Annotated in this window: 13 protein-coding genes; 10 read left to right on the top strand and 3 right to left on the bottom strand. The window is 71.4% G+C overall.

The window, feature by feature from the left end:
• Window positions 1-49 precede the first annotated feature (49 nt).
• Window positions 50-781, top strand: coding sequence for a DUF4190 domain-containing protein (locus PV350_RS35365; protein ID WP_500337608.1), 732 nt, complete (start codon window positions 50-52; stop codon window positions 779-781).
• 21 nt (window positions 782-802) lie between these two features.
• Here the strand turns inward: PV350_RS35365 and PV350_RS35360 are convergent, their stop codons facing one another.
• On the bottom strand, window positions 803-2,452 hold the full coding sequence (locus PV350_RS35360; RefSeq protein ID WP_499514286.1) for a PucR family transcriptional regulator: 1,650 nt from the start codon (window positions 2,450-2,452) through the stop codon (window positions 803-805).
• 282 nt (window positions 2,453-2,734) lie between these two features.
• Here PV350_RS35360 and PV350_RS35355 point away from each other — a divergent pair, with 282 nt between their 5' ends.
• The 9 genes from PV350_RS35355 to PV350_RS35315 all read left to right on the top strand — a co-directional run bounded on the left by PV350_RS35355 (window position 2,735) and on the right by PV350_RS35315 (window position 12,998).
• Window positions 2,735-4,252, top strand: a complete 1,518-nt coding sequence (locus PV350_RS35355) for a gamma-aminobutyraldehyde dehydrogenase (RefSeq protein ID WP_500337607.1) — start codon at window positions 2,735-2,737, stop codon at window positions 4,250-4,252.
• Window positions 4,253-4,343: 91 nt separating this feature from the next.
• Window positions 4,344-5,573 (top strand): ABC transporter substrate-binding protein, encoded by a 1,230-nt coding sequence (locus tag PV350_RS35350; RefSeq protein ID WP_499514288.1) that lies wholly within the window; start codon window positions 4,344-4,346, stop codon window positions 5,571-5,573.
• A gap of 29 nt (window positions 5,574-5,602) precedes the next feature.
• Window positions 5,603-6,784, top strand: a complete 1,182-nt coding sequence (locus PV350_RS35345) for an ABC transporter ATP-binding protein (RefSeq protein ID WP_500337606.1) — start codon at window positions 5,603-5,605, stop codon at window positions 6,782-6,784.
• Window positions 6,784-7,716, top strand: a complete 933-nt coding sequence (locus PV350_RS35340) for an ABC transporter permease (protein ID WP_500337605.1) — start codon at window positions 6,784-6,786, stop codon at window positions 7,714-7,716. The genes PV350_RS35345 and PV350_RS35340 overlap by 1 nt, the downstream gene beginning before the upstream one ends.
• Entirely contained in the window at window positions 7,716-8,516 is an 801-nt protein-coding gene (locus tag PV350_RS35335) for an ABC transporter permease (RefSeq protein ID WP_499514291.1), read from the top strand. The genes PV350_RS35340 and PV350_RS35335 overlap by 1 nt, the downstream gene beginning before the upstream one ends.
• A gap of 34 nt (window positions 8,517-8,550) precedes the next feature.
• Window positions 8,551-9,945 carry an NAD(P)/FAD-dependent oxidoreductase gene (locus PV350_RS35330; protein WP_500337604.1) on the top strand — a complete coding sequence of 465 codons (1,395 nt, stop codon included), beginning with the start codon at window positions 8,551-8,553 and terminating at the stop codon, window positions 9,943-9,945.
• Between the two features lie 140 nt (window positions 9,946-10,085).
• Entirely contained in the window at window positions 10,086-10,556 is a 471-nt protein-coding gene (locus PV350_RS35325; protein ID WP_499514293.1) for a hypothetical protein, read from the top strand.
• A gap of 153 nt (window positions 10,557-10,709) precedes the next feature.
• On the top strand, window positions 10,710-11,402 hold the full coding sequence (locus PV350_RS35320; RefSeq protein WP_499514294.1) for a nucleotidyl transferase AbiEii/AbiGii toxin family protein: 693 nt from the start codon (window positions 10,710-10,712) through the stop codon (window positions 11,400-11,402).
• A gap of 90 nt (window positions 11,403-11,492) precedes the next feature.
• On the top strand, window positions 11,493-12,998 hold the full coding sequence (locus PV350_RS35315; RefSeq protein ID WP_499514295.1) for a CoA-acylating methylmalonate-semialdehyde dehydrogenase: 1,506 nt from the start codon (window positions 11,493-11,495) through the stop codon (window positions 12,996-12,998).
• Here PV350_RS35315 and PV350_RS35310 read toward each other — a convergent pair.
• Window positions 12,970-13,593 (bottom strand): phosphatase PAP2 family protein, encoded by a 624-nt coding sequence (locus tag PV350_RS35310; protein ID WP_500337603.1) that lies wholly within the window; start codon window positions 13,591-13,593, stop codon window positions 12,970-12,972. The two genes, PV350_RS35315 and PV350_RS35310, sit on opposite strands and share 29 nt — an antisense overlap.
• Before the next feature lie 352 nt (window positions 13,594-13,945).
• Complete coding sequence (gene gabT, locus PV350_RS35305; RefSeq protein ID WP_499514297.1) at window positions 13,946-15,277, bottom strand: 4-aminobutyrate--2-oxoglutarate transaminase; 1,332 nt, start codon at window positions 15,275-15,277, stop codon at window positions 13,946-13,948.
• Window positions 15,278-15,740: the final 463 nt, after the last annotated feature.

Here is a 15,740-nt window from a genome sequence, read left to right as displayed (position 1 = left end):
GTAGGGGCCCACCGCGTAGCCGGGCTACCCCGCCCAGCCCGGCTACGCGGTGGGCCCCTACGGCGGATGGGCGCCGCCCGTCGCCCGCAACGGCGCCGGCCTGACGGCGATGATCATGGGCATCGTGGGCGCCGTCCTGGCCATCTCCTGCTTCGGGGCCTTCCTCGGCCTCCCGCTCGGCATCGCGGCCGTCGTCTGCGGCATCGTAGGCCTGCGGATCGCCCGGCGCGGCGAGGCGACCAACCGGCCGCAGGCCTTGACCGGCCTCATCCTCGGGATCGTCTCCATCGGCCTGTCGGTCGCGATGATCGCCCTGGTGTTCAGCGGGATCGACGACGGCTGGTTCGACGGGTCCGGCGACGACCTCATCACCTCCCGGAACGGCGACTGGGCGGCGCCGCTGGACGTCGACGGCACCGCGCTCTACGACGACGGGGTCCACGTCACGCTGTCGGACGTCCACCGGGATATCGTCCTCCCGGAGAGCCAGCTCGACGGCGGCACCGCCGTCACTTTCTCCGTCGAGTTGGAGAACACCGGCGACACGACCGCCGACCTGGGCGAGAGTGAAGTCTCGGCCTACGCGGACGACTTCGAGGACGAGAGCCTGACCGACCTGACCGCCGGTGTGGGCCTGCCCGACGAACTGTCGCCGGGGGAGCGCGCGACAAGGGAGATCACCGTACTCGTGCCCAAGGACGACGAGGACGGCACGTTCCAGGTCGAGGTCGCCCCCGGCTTCGACTACGACTACACCTACTGGCACCTGGACGTCCCGTAACGGGGGCGCCGCGGGGTCGCCTCAGCGCCGCACCGCGTCCAGCGCCAGCAGGGCCACGTGCAGCGAGAGGCAGGACTCGACCTGGTCCAGGTCGATGCCGAGGACGCGCTCGACCCGGTGCAGCCGGTCGTAGAAGGAGGGCCGCGACAGGTGCGCGGCGTCGGCCGCGGCCGACTTGTTGCGGCCGGCGTCCAGGTAGACGGTGAGGATCCGGACGAGGTCCGTGCCGTGCTCGGCGTCGTACGAGAGCAGCGGGCCGAGTTCGCGCTCGACGTACGTCTGCAGCCGCGCGTCGTCGCGCAGGAGGTGCAGCAGGCCGCGCAGCCGGACGTCGGGCAGCCGGTAATAGGTGCCCGCCTTGCGCCCGCCGTGCATCGCGGCGTCCGCGACCTGTGCCGCCTCCAGCAGGGTGCGCCGGGCGTCGCGCAGGGAGCCGACGGAGGAGCCGGCCGCCATGACGAAGGCGGGGCCGCCGTCGGGGGCGGGCTCGGTCAGCCGGGTGAGGGCGGCGGCGAAGTCCTCCAGTGCGGTGTGCTCGTGGTCGGACGGGCCGAGGGAGACCAGCACGCCGACACCGCCGTCGTCGAGGGTGCCGGTGAGCGCGGTCAGGCCCCGCTCGCGCACGGCCTGGGCGGCGGTCTCGGTGAAGTCCCGCAGCCGGGCCTGCGCCTCCAGGGCGGCCGAGGCCGGTCCGCCGCGCAGCCGCAGCATGACGCCGACCAGCCGCCGGCCCTCCAGCGGCACGCCCAGGGCGCGGGCGCGCAGCGCCACGTCGGAGACGGTCAGGGCGTGCGTGAGGATGCCGGAGAGCAGGGTGCGGTGGGTCTGCCGTTCCAGGGACTCCCGGTCGCGCTCCAGCAGCCGGTTGAGCGCGAGGGTGGCCGCCCCCCGCTCCAGCAGCACGCTGTGCCGGTGCGGGCGTTCGCCCGGTTCCGGCTCCTCGTCGGGCGCGGGCTCGCCGACGATCACCAGCCTGCCCCAGTCGCGGCCGCGCGCCCCCACGCCGGTGACCAGCCAGCCGGTGCGCGGGTCGTGGCCGGTGCGCCCGGCCGGGTGGACGCCGCGGCTGCGCCGCTCCCAGCCGTCGAGCAGGGCTTCGGGGTCCTGGCCGGCCGGGTCGAACGCGAGCACCTGGTGGGAGAGGTTCTCCAGCACCACGGGCGCGCCCGCCATCCGGGCCACCTCGCGCACGACCTCCTCGGGCTCCGCGCCCTCGACGGACAGCTCGTTGAAGATCTGGTGCACCGCCTCCGACGCCCGCAGCTCGGTCAGCTGGGCGTCGACGACGTGGGCGTGCACGGCCTCGGTCACCGCCACGAAGCGCACCTCGGTACGGAGTGCCACCAGCGGCAGTCCGCGTCGTTCGGCGGCCCGGACCAGGGGGCGGGGGAGGGCGTCCGCGTAGCGCCGGCCCAGTTCGACGACGAGGCCCGCGGCGCCGACGTCGGCGAGGCCGTCGATGTAGCGGGCCAGGGACTCCTTGTCGTCGGGCAGCATCACGCCCGTGGTGAGGACCAGCTCGCCCCCGTGGAGCATGCCCGCGATGTCGGCCAGCTCGCTGATGTGCACCCAGCGCACCGGGCGCTGCAGTCCGCCGGAGCCCGCGACCACCTGCGGCGAACCCCGCCTGAGCACGTCCAGTTCCAGGACCTCGGCGACGGTGGGGAACACGGTGACCTCCGGGGCGGAACGGGGGCGGAACGTCGTGCCACCGTAGCTCCAGGGTGTAAAGGCCCCCGTCGCACGGCATGCGATGTGTCGGTTGCCCGGTGCACGTGGCGCCCGGCATCGTCCACGGTGTCGACCTGTTGCGGGCCGTCAGGTGAACACAGAATTCGTCGCGTAACCAAAAGGCAACAACGGAATCACTTGTTGGGGCGAGCCTACTCTGTCAGGATCGTCCACCAATCAAGGCTTTGGCCACGCCGCCGAGCCGAGTGCGAGGAGAAGACGATGGACCTCAGCGCGAACGGCGAGTTCGATGTGAGGGAGCGTTTCGCCGAGGGGGCCCAGTACATCGGCGGAACCTTGCGCCCCGGCACCTCGGGCCGGCGGCACCCCGTCGTCGACCCGGCCACCGGTGAGACCGTGTACTCCTGTGAACTGGCCGGCACCGCCGACGTGGACGCCGCCGTCGCCGCCGCAGCGCAGGCGCTGCCCGGCTGGGCCGGCGCCACCCCCGGTGCGCGCTCCGACGCCATGCACCGCTTCGCCGGCGTCCTCGCCGAGCGGGCCGCCGAGTTCGCGTACGCCGAGTCGCTGCAGTGCGGCAAACCGCTCCGGCTGACCACCGAGTTCGACGTCCCGGGCACCGTCGACAACACCGCCTTCTTCGCGGGCGCCGCCCGCCACCTGGAGGGCAAGGCGGCGGGGGAGTACTCCGGCGACCACACCTCCTACGTGCGGCGCGAGCCCGTCGGCGTCGTGGGCTCCATCGCACCGTGGAACTACCCGCTGCAGATGGCCGCCTGGAAGGTCCTCCCGGCGATCGCCGCGGGCAACACCATCGTGCTCAAGCCGGCCGAGCTGACCCCGCTGACCTCGCTGATGTTCGCCCAGGCGGCGACCGAGGCGGGCATCCCGGCGGGCGTGGTCAACATCGTCACCGGCGCCGGCAAGGGGGCGGGCGAGCACCTGGTGGGGCACCCGGATGTCGCCATGACCTCCTTCACCGGCTCCACCGCGGTGGGCAAGCGCGTCGCGGAGATCGCCACCGCCACCGTCAAGCGGCTCCACCTGGAACTCGGCGGCAAGGCGCCCTTCGTCGTGTTCGACGACGCCGACCTGGAGGCGGCCGTCCACGGCGCGGTCGCCGGTGCCCTGATCAACACCGGCCAGGACTGCACCGCAGCGACCCGCGCCTACGTGCAGCGCCCCCTCTGCGACGCCTTCGTCGCCGGGGTCGCCGACCTCTTCTCCGGTATCCGCGTGGGCGATCCCTTCGACGCCAAGACCGACCTCGGCCCGCTGATCTCCCACGCCCAGCGCGACCGCGTCGCCGGCTTCGTGGAGCGCGCCCGCTCCTACGCCACGGTCGTCACCGGCGGGCAGGCCCCCGCGTCGGCGGGCGCCTTCTACCGGCCCACGCTGGTCACCGGCGCCGCGCAGGACAGCGAGATCGTCCAGTCCGAGATCTTCGGGCCGGTACTGGTCGTGCTGCCGTTCGACAGCGATGATGAAGGTCTGGCCCTGGCCAACGACACGCCGTACGGTCTGGCCGCGTCCGCGTGGACCCGTGACGTCTTCCGTGCGGGCCGTGCCACCCGTGAGATCAAGGCGGGGTGCGTCTGGGTCAACGACCACATCCCGATCATCAGCGAGATGCCGCACGGGGGCTATCGGGCCTCCGGGTACGGCAAGGACATGTCGGTGTACTCCCTGGAGGAGTACACGCAGGTCAAGCACGTGATGTACGACAACACCGCGGTCGCCAGGAAGGACTGGCACCGCACGATCTTCGGCGACCGCTGACCCTTCGGCCGCCGGCCCCTCCGGGACCGCCCCCCACCGGCCCGCTAGCCCGTCCGTCCCACGCACCACCGCCCCTGGAGGCCGCACCGCAATGGAGATGTTCGAGGGCCTGTCCGAGCCCGTACGCAAAGCGTGGGAACGCAGCCTGACCAACGGGAGGGCATCGGTCAGCCGGCGCCGGGTGCTCGGCGCGGGGCTCGGTGTCACGGGCGCCGGGGCGCTGGCCGCGTGCGGCATCCCGGCCGCCACCAACAACCAGGGCGGTGTGAAGAGCGACGACCTGTCCGACAAGGACAAGTCGCTGGTCTTCTCGAACTGGCAGCTCTACATCGACATGAGCGACGACGAGAAGCACATGCCGACCCTGGAGGCCTTCGAGAAGAAGACCGGGATCAAGGTCAAGTACAGCGACGACATCACCGACAACGTCGAGTTCTTCGCCAAGATCAAACCACAGCTCGCCGCGGGCCAGTCCACCGGCCGCGACCTGGTCGTCCTCACCGACTGGATGGCCGCCCGGATGATCCGCCTGGGCTGGGCCCAGCCGCTGGACCCCACCTACCTGCCGAACGCGTTCACCAACCTGGAGCAACGTTTCCGCAACCCCGACTGGGACCCCGGACGCGCCCACTCCTACCCCTGGCAGGGCATCGCCACCGTCATCGCCTACAACGAGAAGGCGACCAAGGGGAAGAAGGTCGGCAGCGTCTCCCAGCTGCTGGACGACCCCGACCTCAAGGGCCGCGTCGCCATGCTCAGCGAGATGCGCGACACCATAGGCATGACCCTGCTCGACATGGGCAAGCGGCCGGAGTCCTTCACCGCGGACGACTTCGACGCGGCCGTGGCCCGCGTCCAGAAGGCCGTGGACAACAAGCAGATCCGCCAGTTCACCGGCAACGAGTACACCGACGGCCTCGCCTCGGGGAACATCGCCGCCTGCGTCGCCTGGGCCGGCGACCTGGTACAGCTCCAGGCCGACAACCCCGAGATCAAGTTCGTGATCCCGCCCGCCGGCTACATCTACTCCACCGACAACATGCTGGTCCCGGCGGGCTCCAAGCACCGCAAGAACGCCGAGCGGCTCATGGACTGGTACTACCAGCCCGCGATCGCCGCCGAGCTCGCGGCATGGGTCAACTACATCACGCCCTGCACGGGCGTCTACGAGGAACTCCTCAAGATCGACAAGGACGTGGCCAACAACCCGCTGATCATTCCCAACGCGGAGATGAAGGCGAAGGCCCATCCCTTCCGGTCGCTCTCCTCCAAGGAGGAGACCGCCTTCGAGGACAAGTTCGCCAAGCTCATCGGCGCCTGACCGGCCACCGCAGTTAGGGATCTGACGACATGACCCAGCAGACCGCACCGCTCACCGAGCCGGCCGGCGGCAAGGACCCCGCCTCCGCGGGCGGCGCCGTGACCCTCACCGGCATCGGCAAGGACTACGGCGACTTCACGGCCGTCCACCCGCTCGACCTCACCATCCCCGAGGGCTCCTTCTTCGCCCTCCTGGGCGCCTCCGGCTGCGGCAAGACCACCACGCTGCGCATGATCGCCGGTCTGGAGGACCCCAGCAGCGGCACCGTCCGCATCGGCGACCAGGACGTCACCGGCCTGCCGCCGTACAAGCGCCCGGTCAACACGGTCTTCCAGAACTACGCGCTCTTCCCGCACCTGGACATCTACGAGAACGTCGCCTTCGGCCTGCGCCGCCGCGGCATCAAGTCCGTCAAGGGCCAGGTCGGGGACATGCTCGACCTCGTCGAGCTGGGTCACCTCGCCCGCCGCAAGCCGCACCAGCTCTCCGGCGGCCAGCAGCAGCGCGTCGCCGTCGCCCGTGCCCTGATCAACCACCCCAAGGTGCTGCTCCTCGACGAGCCGCTGGGCGCCCTGGACCTGAAGCTGCGCCGTCAGATGCAGCTGGAGCTCAAGCGCATCCAGACCGAGGTCGGCATCACCTTCGTGCACGTCACGCACGACCAGGAAGAGGCCATGACCATGGCCGACACCATCGCCGTGATGAACGCGGGCCGCATCGAGCAGCTGGGCGCGCCCACCGACCTGTACGAGAACCCCAGCACCACCTTCGTCGCCAACTTCCTCGGCCAGTCCAACCTCATCGAGGCCGAGGTCGCCGGTACCAGCGGCGACGACCTGCTGCTCAGCGTCGGTGACGGCCGTCTGGCGATGCCCACCGCACGGTGCGTCCCCTCCGTGCAGGCGGGCGACAAGCTCCTCGCCGGGGTGCGCCCCGAGAAGATCTCCATCGTCCACGCCGACGACGCGGCCGAGGTCCCCGAGGACCGCAACAAGATCACCGGGCGGATCGTCGACGCCAGCTTCATCGGCGTCTCCACCCAGTACGTCGTCAACAGCCCCTGGTGCCCGGAGCTGGCCGTCTTCGCGCAGAACGTCGAGCGCGACGGCCGTCTCGCCCCCGGCGCCGAGGTGGTGCTGCACTGGAGCCCCGCGCACACCTTCGGTCTCGACGCCGCGCAGGACATCGAGGCCGGGGAGGTCAACGCGTAATGGCCGCCCTGTCCACCGCCCCCGCCGGGGCGCCGGAGGAGACCCCGCCGGTCCCGGCCGGCGCCGCCCGGCGGCGCAGACTCGTCCCCTACTGGCTGCTGCTGCCCGGCATCCTGTGGCTGCTGGTCTTCTTCGCCGCCCCGATGGTCTACCAGGCCTCGACCTCGGTGCAGACCGGCTCCCTGGAGACCGGCTACCGCGTCACCTGGCACTTCGCGACCTACTGGGACGCGTTCAAGGAATACGACGTCTTCTACCTGCGCTCGCTGACCTACGCCGGCATCGCCACCGTGCTGTGCCTGGCGATCGGCTACCCGCTGGCGTACACCATCGCCTTCAAGGCGGGCCGCTGGCGGAACGTGCTGCTGGTCATGGTCATCGCGCCGTTCTTCACCAGCTTCCTGATCCGCACCCTGGCCTGGAAGACGATCCTCGCGGACGACGGCTACGTCGTCACCGTGCTGGACAAGCTGCACATCCTCAGCGTCACCGCGTCCCTGGGCATCACCGCCGACGACCGCGTGCTCGCCACCCCGCTGGCGGTGGTGTGCGGTCTGACGTACAACTTCCTGCCCTTCATGATCCTGCCGCTCTACAGCTCGCTGGAGCGCATCGACCCGCGGCTGCACGAGGCGGCGGGCGACCTGTACGCCCGGCCCTTCACCACCTTCCGCAAGGTGACCTTCCCGATCTCGCTCCCCGGCGTCGTGGCCGGCACGCTGCTCACCTTCATCCCCGCCTCCGGCGACTACATCAACGCCGAGTTGCTGGGCAGTCCCAGCGAGCAGATGATCGGCAACGTCATCCAGTCCAAGTTCCTCACGGTGCTCGACTACCCGACCGCCGCCGCACTGTCCTTCATGCTCATGGCCGCGATCCTGGTGATCGTGTCCGTCTACATCCGCAAGGCGGGGACGGAGGAACTGGTCTGATGCCCGTGCTGAACTGGGTGCGTCGGCGCCTCGTGGTCTTCGCCGCCGCGGCCGCGCTCGCCTACATGACGATCCCCAACGTGATCGTCCTGATCTTCTCCTTCAACCAGCCCAAGGGCCGCTTCAACTACTCCTGGAACCACTTCTCGCTCGACGCCTGGGCCAACCCCTGCGGTGTCGGCGACATGTGCGACTCGGTGTCGCTGTCCCTGGAGATCGCCGTGCTCGCCACCATCGGCGCCACGATCCTCGGCACCATGGTCGCCTTCGCGCTCGGCCGCTACCGCTTCCGCGGCCGGGGCCCGGTGACCGGCCTGATCTGGCTGCCGATGGCGATGCCCGAGATCGTCATGGGCGCCTCGCTCGGCACCCTCTTCCTCAACATGCGCATCCAGTTCGGCTTCTGGACCATCCTCATCGCGCACATCATGTTCTGCCTCAGCTTCGTCGTGACGGCGGTCAAGGCGCGCGTGATGAGCATGGACCCGCGACTGGAGCAGGCCGCCCAGGACCTGTACGCCACACCGTGGTCGACGTTCTGGCGGATCACCTTCCCGATCGCCGCGCCCGGCATCGCGGCGGGAGCGCTGCTCAGCTTCGCGATCTCCATCGACGACTTCATCATCACGCAGTTCAACGCCGGCCCGGCCACCGTGACCTTCCCGATGTTCGTCTGGGGCGCGGCCCAGAAGGGCCTGCCCGTCCAGGTGAACGTCATCGGCACGCTGATGTTCGTCGTGGCGGTGCTGTGCGTCGTCGTCGGACAGCTGCTCAGCCGCCGTAGGAAAGCCCATAGTTAATCCGCCGACCGCATCCGCAAAGGTGTGAGACCCCATGGATCCAGCCCGTTCGCTCGCCGACGCGCAGCCGACACCGTTCTGGCTGGAGGACCCCGGCAGGCCGCAGGCCGGCTCCGCCCTCGTCGGCGACGAGCACTGCGACCTGCTGGTGGTCGGCGGCGGCTACACCGGGCTGTGGACCGCGTTGCTCGCCAAGGAGCGCGACCCGCGCCGCGACGTCGTCCTGATCGAGGGCAAGGAGGTGGGCTGGGCGGCGTCCGGCCGCAACGGCGGCTTCTGCGCCGCCAGCCTCACCCACGGCCTGGCCAACGGACTCGCCCGCTGGCCCGAGGAGTTCGGGCGACTGGAGGAGCTGGGCAACCGCAACCTCGACGGCATCGAGGAGGCGGTGGACCGCTACTCCATCGACTGCGACTTCGAACGCTCCGGGGAGATCGACGTCGCCACCGAGCCCTACCAGCTCGACGACCTCCGGGCCTCCGCCGAGGAGGCCGCCCGGCACGGCGTCGAACTGGAGCTGCTCGACCGTGACCAGGTCCGTGCCGAGGTCGACTCGCCGACCTTCGTCGGCGGGCTGTGGGACCGCAGGGGCGTCGCCATGCTGCACCCGGCGAAGCTCGCCTGGGGCCTCAAGCGGGCCTGCGAGGAACTGGGCGTACGCGTCTACGAGCACACCCGCGCCACCCAGCTCGCCCGCAACGGCTCCGGCATGGCCGTGCGCACCCCGTACGGGCGGGTCTTCGCCCGGCACGTCGCGCTCGGCACCAACGTCTTCCCCTCGCTGGTGCGCCGGGTGCGTCCCTACATCGTCCCCGTGTACGACTACGCGCTGGTGACCGAGCCGCTGACGCCGCAGCAGCTCGGCGCGATCGGCTGGAAGAAGCGCCAGGGGCTCGGCGACAGCGCCAACCAGTTCCACTACTTCCGGCTCACCGCCGACAACCGCGTCCTGTGGGGCGGCTACGACGCCATCTACCCGTACGGCGGCCGCCTGGACGCCGCACGCGACGAACGCCCGGAGACGTACCTGAAGCTCGCCGGGCATTTCTTCCGCTGCTTCCCGCAGCTGGAGGGCGTGCGCTTCAGCCATGCCTGGGGCGGCGCGATCGACACCTGCTCGCGCTTCTCCGCCTTCTACGGCACCGCCCACGACGGGAAGGTCGCCTACGCCGCCGGCTACACCGGCCTCGGCGTCGGCGCCACCCGCTTCGGCGGGGACGTCATGCTCGACCTGCTCTCCGGCGAGCGCACCGACCGCACCGCACTGCGCATGGTCCGCACCAAGCCGCTGCCCTTCCCGCCCGAGCCCCTGGCGTGGGCGGGCATCAGCCTCACCAAGTGGTCGCTGGACCGCGCCGACCGCAACGCCGGCCGGCGCAACCTGTGGCTGAAGACGATGGACCGGCTCGGCCTCGGCTTCGACAGCTGACCGCCCCTGCCGCACCGCCCGCGCACCCTGTGAGCCGCATCACCCCATCGAGCGTGGTGAAACCCGCGTAATGATCCGGGCCCGGCCTCCTCTCTCCGCGTGACAGCACGACAGCGCACACACGGAACGGAGGAACCGGCATGGTGGGCACAGACGCGCGGGGCGCGGTCGAATGGCTGGTTTCCGTGGCACCCGACCCCGACGCCACCCGGTGGGAATGGGAGCGGCACCCCCTCGGGGTGACGCTCCTGCCCGCCGGGCGGCTGTGGGACGTCCTCATCCTCACCGGCGAACTGGGCTACCCGACGCTCGACGTCCTCACCCGTCTCGTCGACCGCCCGGGCCCGGTCCTGGCCGACTTCGGCGACTCCCGCATGGGCTACTTCGTGCCCCCGGGCACCGCCGCCCGCTGGATCGGCACCGGGGTCCGCACCGCGGGCCCCGGCACCTGGATCGTGGTCCCCTACCCCGGCCGCGCCACGGGCGGCGTCCGCTGGCTCGTGCCGCCGGACGGCACCGGCAACCTCACGGACCCCGGCGTCCTGGAGCTGGCCATGCACGAGGCGGCGGCCCACCTGGCGGGACGGCGCGGCCGTGATCCGGGCGAGTGACCCCGCGCCCGGGGGCCCACCACCCGTACGCCCCCGTGCGCGACACTGGTGCCATGATCCGCACGGAACGCGGCCGGCCCCGGAGCGGCCCCGGATACCGGGGCGCGCCCAAGTGCGCGCCCGCTCCCGCGCCTGCCGCCGCGGCGGGCTGACATGGACCTCACGCCCGGCCTCGCGCACCTCGTCGAGACCGCCCTGCCCGTCTGCGGGCGCCACGGCCTCGCCGTGGCGGGCGGCCTCGCGCTGATCGCGCACGGTTTCGACCGCCGCCCGTCCCGCCACCTCGACCTGGTGACCTTCAGCTCCACACCGGCCGGCGACATCGGTGCCGCGCTCGCGGCCGCGTACACCGGGGCCGGTTACGAGGTGGTCGCGCTGCCCGGCACACCACTGGCCGCCCACCTGGGGGTCACCTCGCCGGGCGACGCCGGCCATACGGTCCACGTCGCCAAGCAGCCGCTCTCCCGCCCCCCGGTCCGTGTCGGCCTCGGCCTGTCCGGGCCCGTTCCGGTGGTGGCGCTGGAGGACTGCGCCGCCCTGAAGGTGGCCGCCGTCGCCGACCGCGCCACCGTGCGCGACCTGGTCGACGTCCACGCCCTGACCGCCTGGTTCACACCGGGGGAGCTGCTGACGATGGCCGTCCACCTCGACGAGGACCTCCAGCCGCGCCTCCTCGCCGACCGCCTCGACAAGCTCGTCGAGGCCGACGACGCGGCGTACGCGGCGCAGGGACTGGACGGCGCGGCCGTCGCCGCCGCCAAGCGCTGGGCCTTCGACTGGGCGCAGGACATCCGGCTGGACCTCATGGAGGGCATGGAGCACCCCGACGAGCTGTACGACCTGTAAAGCTCCCGGCTCCGACGCCGACACCTTGGTGCTTGAGGGGGCCCTGCCCGCTGACGAGACTGGCAGGAGACGAGGAGAGGAAGGTCCGCCGTGACCGACAAGCACATCACGCACTGGATCGCCGGACAGACGTGGACCGGCACCGCGGAGCGGCACGGGGACGTGTACGACCCCGCCACCGGGGCCGTGACCGGTCGGGTGGACTTCGCGTCGATCTCCGAGGTCGACCAAGCCGTCGGCGCGGCCGCCGCCGCGTTCAAGGAGTGGCGGAACGCCTCGGTGGCCAAGCGCACCTCGGTGCTCTTCGCCTTCCGCGAGCTCCTCAACGCCCAGCGCGACGAGCTGGCGGCGATCATCGTCTCCGAGCACGGCAAGGTGCACTCCGACGCCCTCGGCGAGATCGCCCGCGGCCTGGAGGTCGTCGAGTACGCCTGCGGCATCCCGCAGCTCATCAAGGGAGGCTTCACCGAGCAGGCCTCGACCGGCATCGACGTCTACTCGATCCGCCAGCCGCTCGGCCCGGTCGCGATCATCTCGCCCTTCAACTTCCCGGCCATGGTGCCGATGTGGTTCTTCCCCATCGCCATCGCCGCGGGCAACACCGTCGTCGTCAAGCCCTCCGAGAAGGACCCGTCCGCCGCCAACTTCCTGGCCGGGCTGTGGAAGCAGGCCGGGCTGCCGGACGGCGTCTTCAACGTCGTGCACGGCGACAAGGTCGCCGTCGACCGCCTCCTGGAGCACCCGGACGTCAAGTCCGTCTCCTTCGTCGGCTCCACCCCGATCGCCCGGTACGTCTACGAGACCGGCACTCGCTACGGCAAGCGCGTCCAGGCCCTGGGCGGAGCCAAGAACCACATGCTGGTGCTGCCGGACGCGGACCTGGACCTCGCCGCCGACGCCGCCGTCAACGCCGGGTTCGGCGCGGCCGGCGAGCGTTGCATGGCCGTGTCCGTCCTGGTCGCGGTCGACCCGATCGGCGACACGCTGGTCGAGAAGATCAAGGAGCGGATGGCCGGGCTCACGGTCGGCCCCGGCTGCAACGCCGCCTCCGAGATGGGCCCGCTGGTCACCGGTGCCCACCGCGACAAGGTGACGTCCTACCTCGACGCGGGCCTCGCCGACGGCGCGACCCTCGCCGTGGACGGCCGTGAGCACGCCGTCACCGGCGAGGACACCACGGACGGCTTCTGGCTCGGCCCGACCCTCTTCGACGACGTCAAGCCCGGCATGTCCGTCTACAACGACGAGATCTTCGGCCCGGTCCTGTCCGTGGTCCGCGTGGGCTCGTACGACGAGGGCCTGGAGCTGATCAACACCAACCCGTACGGCAACGGCACGGCCATCTTCACCAACGACGGCGGCGCCGCCCGGCGCTTCCAGCACGACGTCGAGGTCGGCATGGTCGGCATCAACGTGCCGATCCCGGTGCCGGTGGCGTACTACTCCTTCGGCGGCTGGAAGGCCTCGCTGTTCGGCGACACGCACGCGTACGGCCCGGACGGCGTCCACTTCTTCACCCGCGGCAAGGCCGTCACCCAGCGGTGGCTCGACCCGAGCCACGGCGGCATCAACCTCGGTTTCCCGACCAACAACTGACCGCCAGGGCGGCGCCCGCGAGCAGGGCGCCGCACAGCAGCCAGCTCCCCACCACGTCGAGCGGCCAGTGGTAGCCGCAGCGGACCAGGGCGACCCCCACCGCACCGTTGAGCAGCACGGCGGCCGCGACCAGCAGCCGCCGTGCCGCCGTGCGTACCAGCCACGGCAGCAGCAGGAGCACGGCGCCGCCGTAAGCGGCGGCCGCCGTGGCCGTGTGGCCGGAGGGGTAGAACCCGGGATAGCCCGGGGAGAGGGTCGGCGAACCGGGGTCGGCCCGGCCGATCAGCGGCTTCACCAGGGCGACCAGCAGCGGCGCCACGACCATCACCAGCGCGTACGCCAGCGGTGGCAGCCAGGGGCGGGGCAGTCGGTACCGGTGGGCGCACCAGGTGGTGCAGACCATCGCAAGCAGCAGTACGGGCACGGCGACCTGCCAGTTGCCCAGGTCGGCCAGGAACCGTGCCACGGCCGAGCGGTCCGCGGGGTGGGGGGAGGATCCCGCAAGGGTGGCACGCACCGGCCCGTCCACGGCCAACAGGCGCCCTCGTAGTGCTTCCTGCCAGGTCAGCAGTCCGAAGAGCGCCGTGCACACCACGGCCACCAGAGAAGTTGGCCGCCCCGGAACAGGGGGGAGAGTTCCGGGGCGGCCAGAACGATCGCCGTACCGCCCGCCCCGGGGGGTTTGGGGCAAGCGGCCGACCGATCGGCGAGGATTGCCGGAGCCTTCGGCTTCGGCGCTGTGCGCGAGGGCACTGCTGTGCCGGTGATGGGGAGTCACCGGCGAAGTGTCGCCCGCGGACTTCCGCAGACGGGGTGTTTCATCCATCTGCGGAAACCGTACGTCACCGGGGGGCCGCCCGGCAGGGGTTGCACCCTCCCGCCATCAGGCCCGCACACCTTCTTCACGCTGTGTGTCGTACCCGCTCGGTCACGGGCGAAGCACCTGGTCACAGCCGGGCGAGAGCGCCCTCGATGATGTCCAGGCCCTCGTTCAGCAGGTCCTCCCCGATGACCAGCGGCGGCAGGAAGCGCAGCACGTTCCCGTAGGTGCCACAGGTCAGGACCACCAGGCCCTCGGCGTGGCAGGCCTTGGCCACGGCGGCGGTCGCCGCGGCGTTGGGGTTCTTGCCGCCCGGCTCCACCAGCTCGATCGCGATCATGGCGCCGCGGCCGCGGACCTCACCGATGACCTCGAACTTCTCCTGCATGCCGCGCAGCCGGCCGAGCATGATCTCGCCGATGCGGCGGGCCTTGGCGTTGAGGTCCTGCTCCTTCATCGTCTCGATGGCGCCGAGCGCACCGGCGCACGCCACCGGGTTGCCGCCGTAGGTGCCGCCCAGACCGCCGGAGTGCGCGGCGTCCATGATCTCGGCGCGGCCGGTCACCGCGGCCAGCGGCAGACCGCCGGCGATGCCCTTGGCTGTGGTGATCAGGTCCGGGACGATGCCCTCGTCCTCGCAGGCGAACCACTGGCCGGTGCGGCAGAAGCCGGTCTGGATCTCGTCCGCGACGAAGACGATGCCGTTCGCCCGCGCGAACTCCACCAGCTTCGGCAGGAAGCCCTTGGCCGGCTCGATGAAGCCGCCCTCGCCCTGGATCGGCTCGATCACGATCGCGGCCACGTTCTCGGCCCCGACCTGCTTGGTGATCATGTCGATCGCCTGGGCCGCGGCCTCCTCCGCGCAGTTCTCCGCGCCGGTCAGCCAGCGGTAGGGGTACGCCAGCGGCATGCGGTAGACCTCGGGCGCGAACGGGCCGAACGAGTGCTTGTACGGCATGTTCTTCGCCGTCAGCGCCATCGTCAGGTTGGTGCGGCCGTGGTAGCCGTGGTCGAAGACGACGACGGCCTGGCGCTTGGTGTACGCGCGGGCGATCTTCACCGCGTTCTCGACGGCCTCGGCACCGGAGTTGAACAGCGCGGTGCGCTTCTCGTGGTCGCCCGGGGTCAGCTCGTTGAGGGCCTCGGCGACCTCCACGTAGCCCTCGTACGGCGTCACCATGAAACAGGTGTGGGTGAAGTCGGCCAGCTGCGCCGACGCGCGGCGCACGACCGCCTCGGCGCTGTTGCCGACCGAGGTCACCGCGATGCCGGAGCCGAAGTCGATCAGGGAGTTGCCGTCCACGTCCTCCAGGACGCCGCCGCCGGCGCGGGTGACGAAGACGGGCAGGGTCACGCCGACACCGCTCGCGACCGCCGCCGTCTTGCGCGCCAGCAGCTCCTGCGACTTGGGGCCGGGGATCGGGGTGACGAGTCGACGCTCCTGGGCCAGATCGGTCATGGCGGACGTACTCCTTCGAACCGTGGTCTTTTCTCGCAGGCTAAGCCCGTACGGCGGAGCCCCGCACACTCCGATAGGGCGCACTGCGGAACGCCTCTTCGACGTGACGGACATGAGCGTGCCAAGATCCTTCAGACTGCGGTGGCCGCTCGACTACATTGAGTGCGGACCTGCGAGGGGTGGCACACGCGATGGAACGCGACGGTACGCACGAGAAGCCCGCGGCGTCTCCGCCCGGAGGCCCCGGCCCGCAACCGGGCACGCCGCCGGTACCCGGTGCCCGGCCGATGCCGGGCGCCCCGCCCGCGCACGCCGGACCGCCGCCCGTCCCCGGTGCCCGGCCGGGCCCCGCCGACCCCTCACGCGGCGAGCGGGACACCCGCACCTGGCGCGACGCCGGCCAGGACGCCGCCCCGGCCGGGCACCGGGGACGGGCGGCGGTCCGGCGTGCGCGGGCGGGGCG

Source organism: Streptomyces sp. PA03-6a (assembly GCF_033792765.1).
In the GTDB taxonomy this organism is placed as follows: Bacteria; Actinomycetota; Actinomycetes; order Streptomycetales; family Streptomycetaceae; genus Actinacidiphila.
This window is presented reverse-complemented; position numbering and strand designations above follow the sequence as displayed.

Bases quoted from the DNA above. Each gene is read 5' to 3' on its own strand.
- PV350_RS35330 (WP_500337604.1), top strand. From the start codon at position 8,551: ATGGATCCAGCCCGTTCGCTCGCCGACGCGCAGCCGACACCGTTCTGG.
- PV350_RS35345 (WP_500337606.1), top strand. From the start codon at position 5,603: ATGACCCAGCAGACCGCACCGCTCACCGAGCCGGCCGGCGGCAAGGAC.
- PV350_RS35355 (WP_500337607.1), top strand. From the start codon at position 2,735: ATGGACCTCAGCGCGAACGGCGAGTTCGATGTGAGGGAGCGTTTCGCC.
- PV350_RS35325 (WP_499514293.1), top strand. From the start codon at position 10,086: ATGGTGGGCACAGACGCGCGGGGCGCGGTCGAATGGCTGGTTTCCGTG.
- PV350_RS35335 (WP_499514291.1), top strand. From the start codon at position 7,716: ATGCCCGTGCTGAACTGGGTGCGTCGGCGCCTCGTGGTCTTCGCCGCC.
- PV350_RS35340 (WP_500337605.1), top strand. From the start codon at position 6,784: ATGGCCGCCCTGTCCACCGCCCCCGCCGGGGCGCCGGAGGAGACCCCG.
- gabT (WP_499514297.1), bottom strand. From the start codon at position 15,277: ATGACCGATCTGGCCCAGGAGCGTCGACTCGTCACCCCGATCCCCGGC.
- PV350_RS35350 (WP_499514288.1), top strand. From the start codon at position 4,344: ATGGAGATGTTCGAGGGCCTGTCCGAGCCCGTACGCAAAGCGTGGGAA.
- PV350_RS35320 (WP_499514294.1), top strand. From the start codon at position 10,710: ATGGACCTCACGCCCGGCCTCGCGCACCTCGTCGAGACCGCCCTGCCC.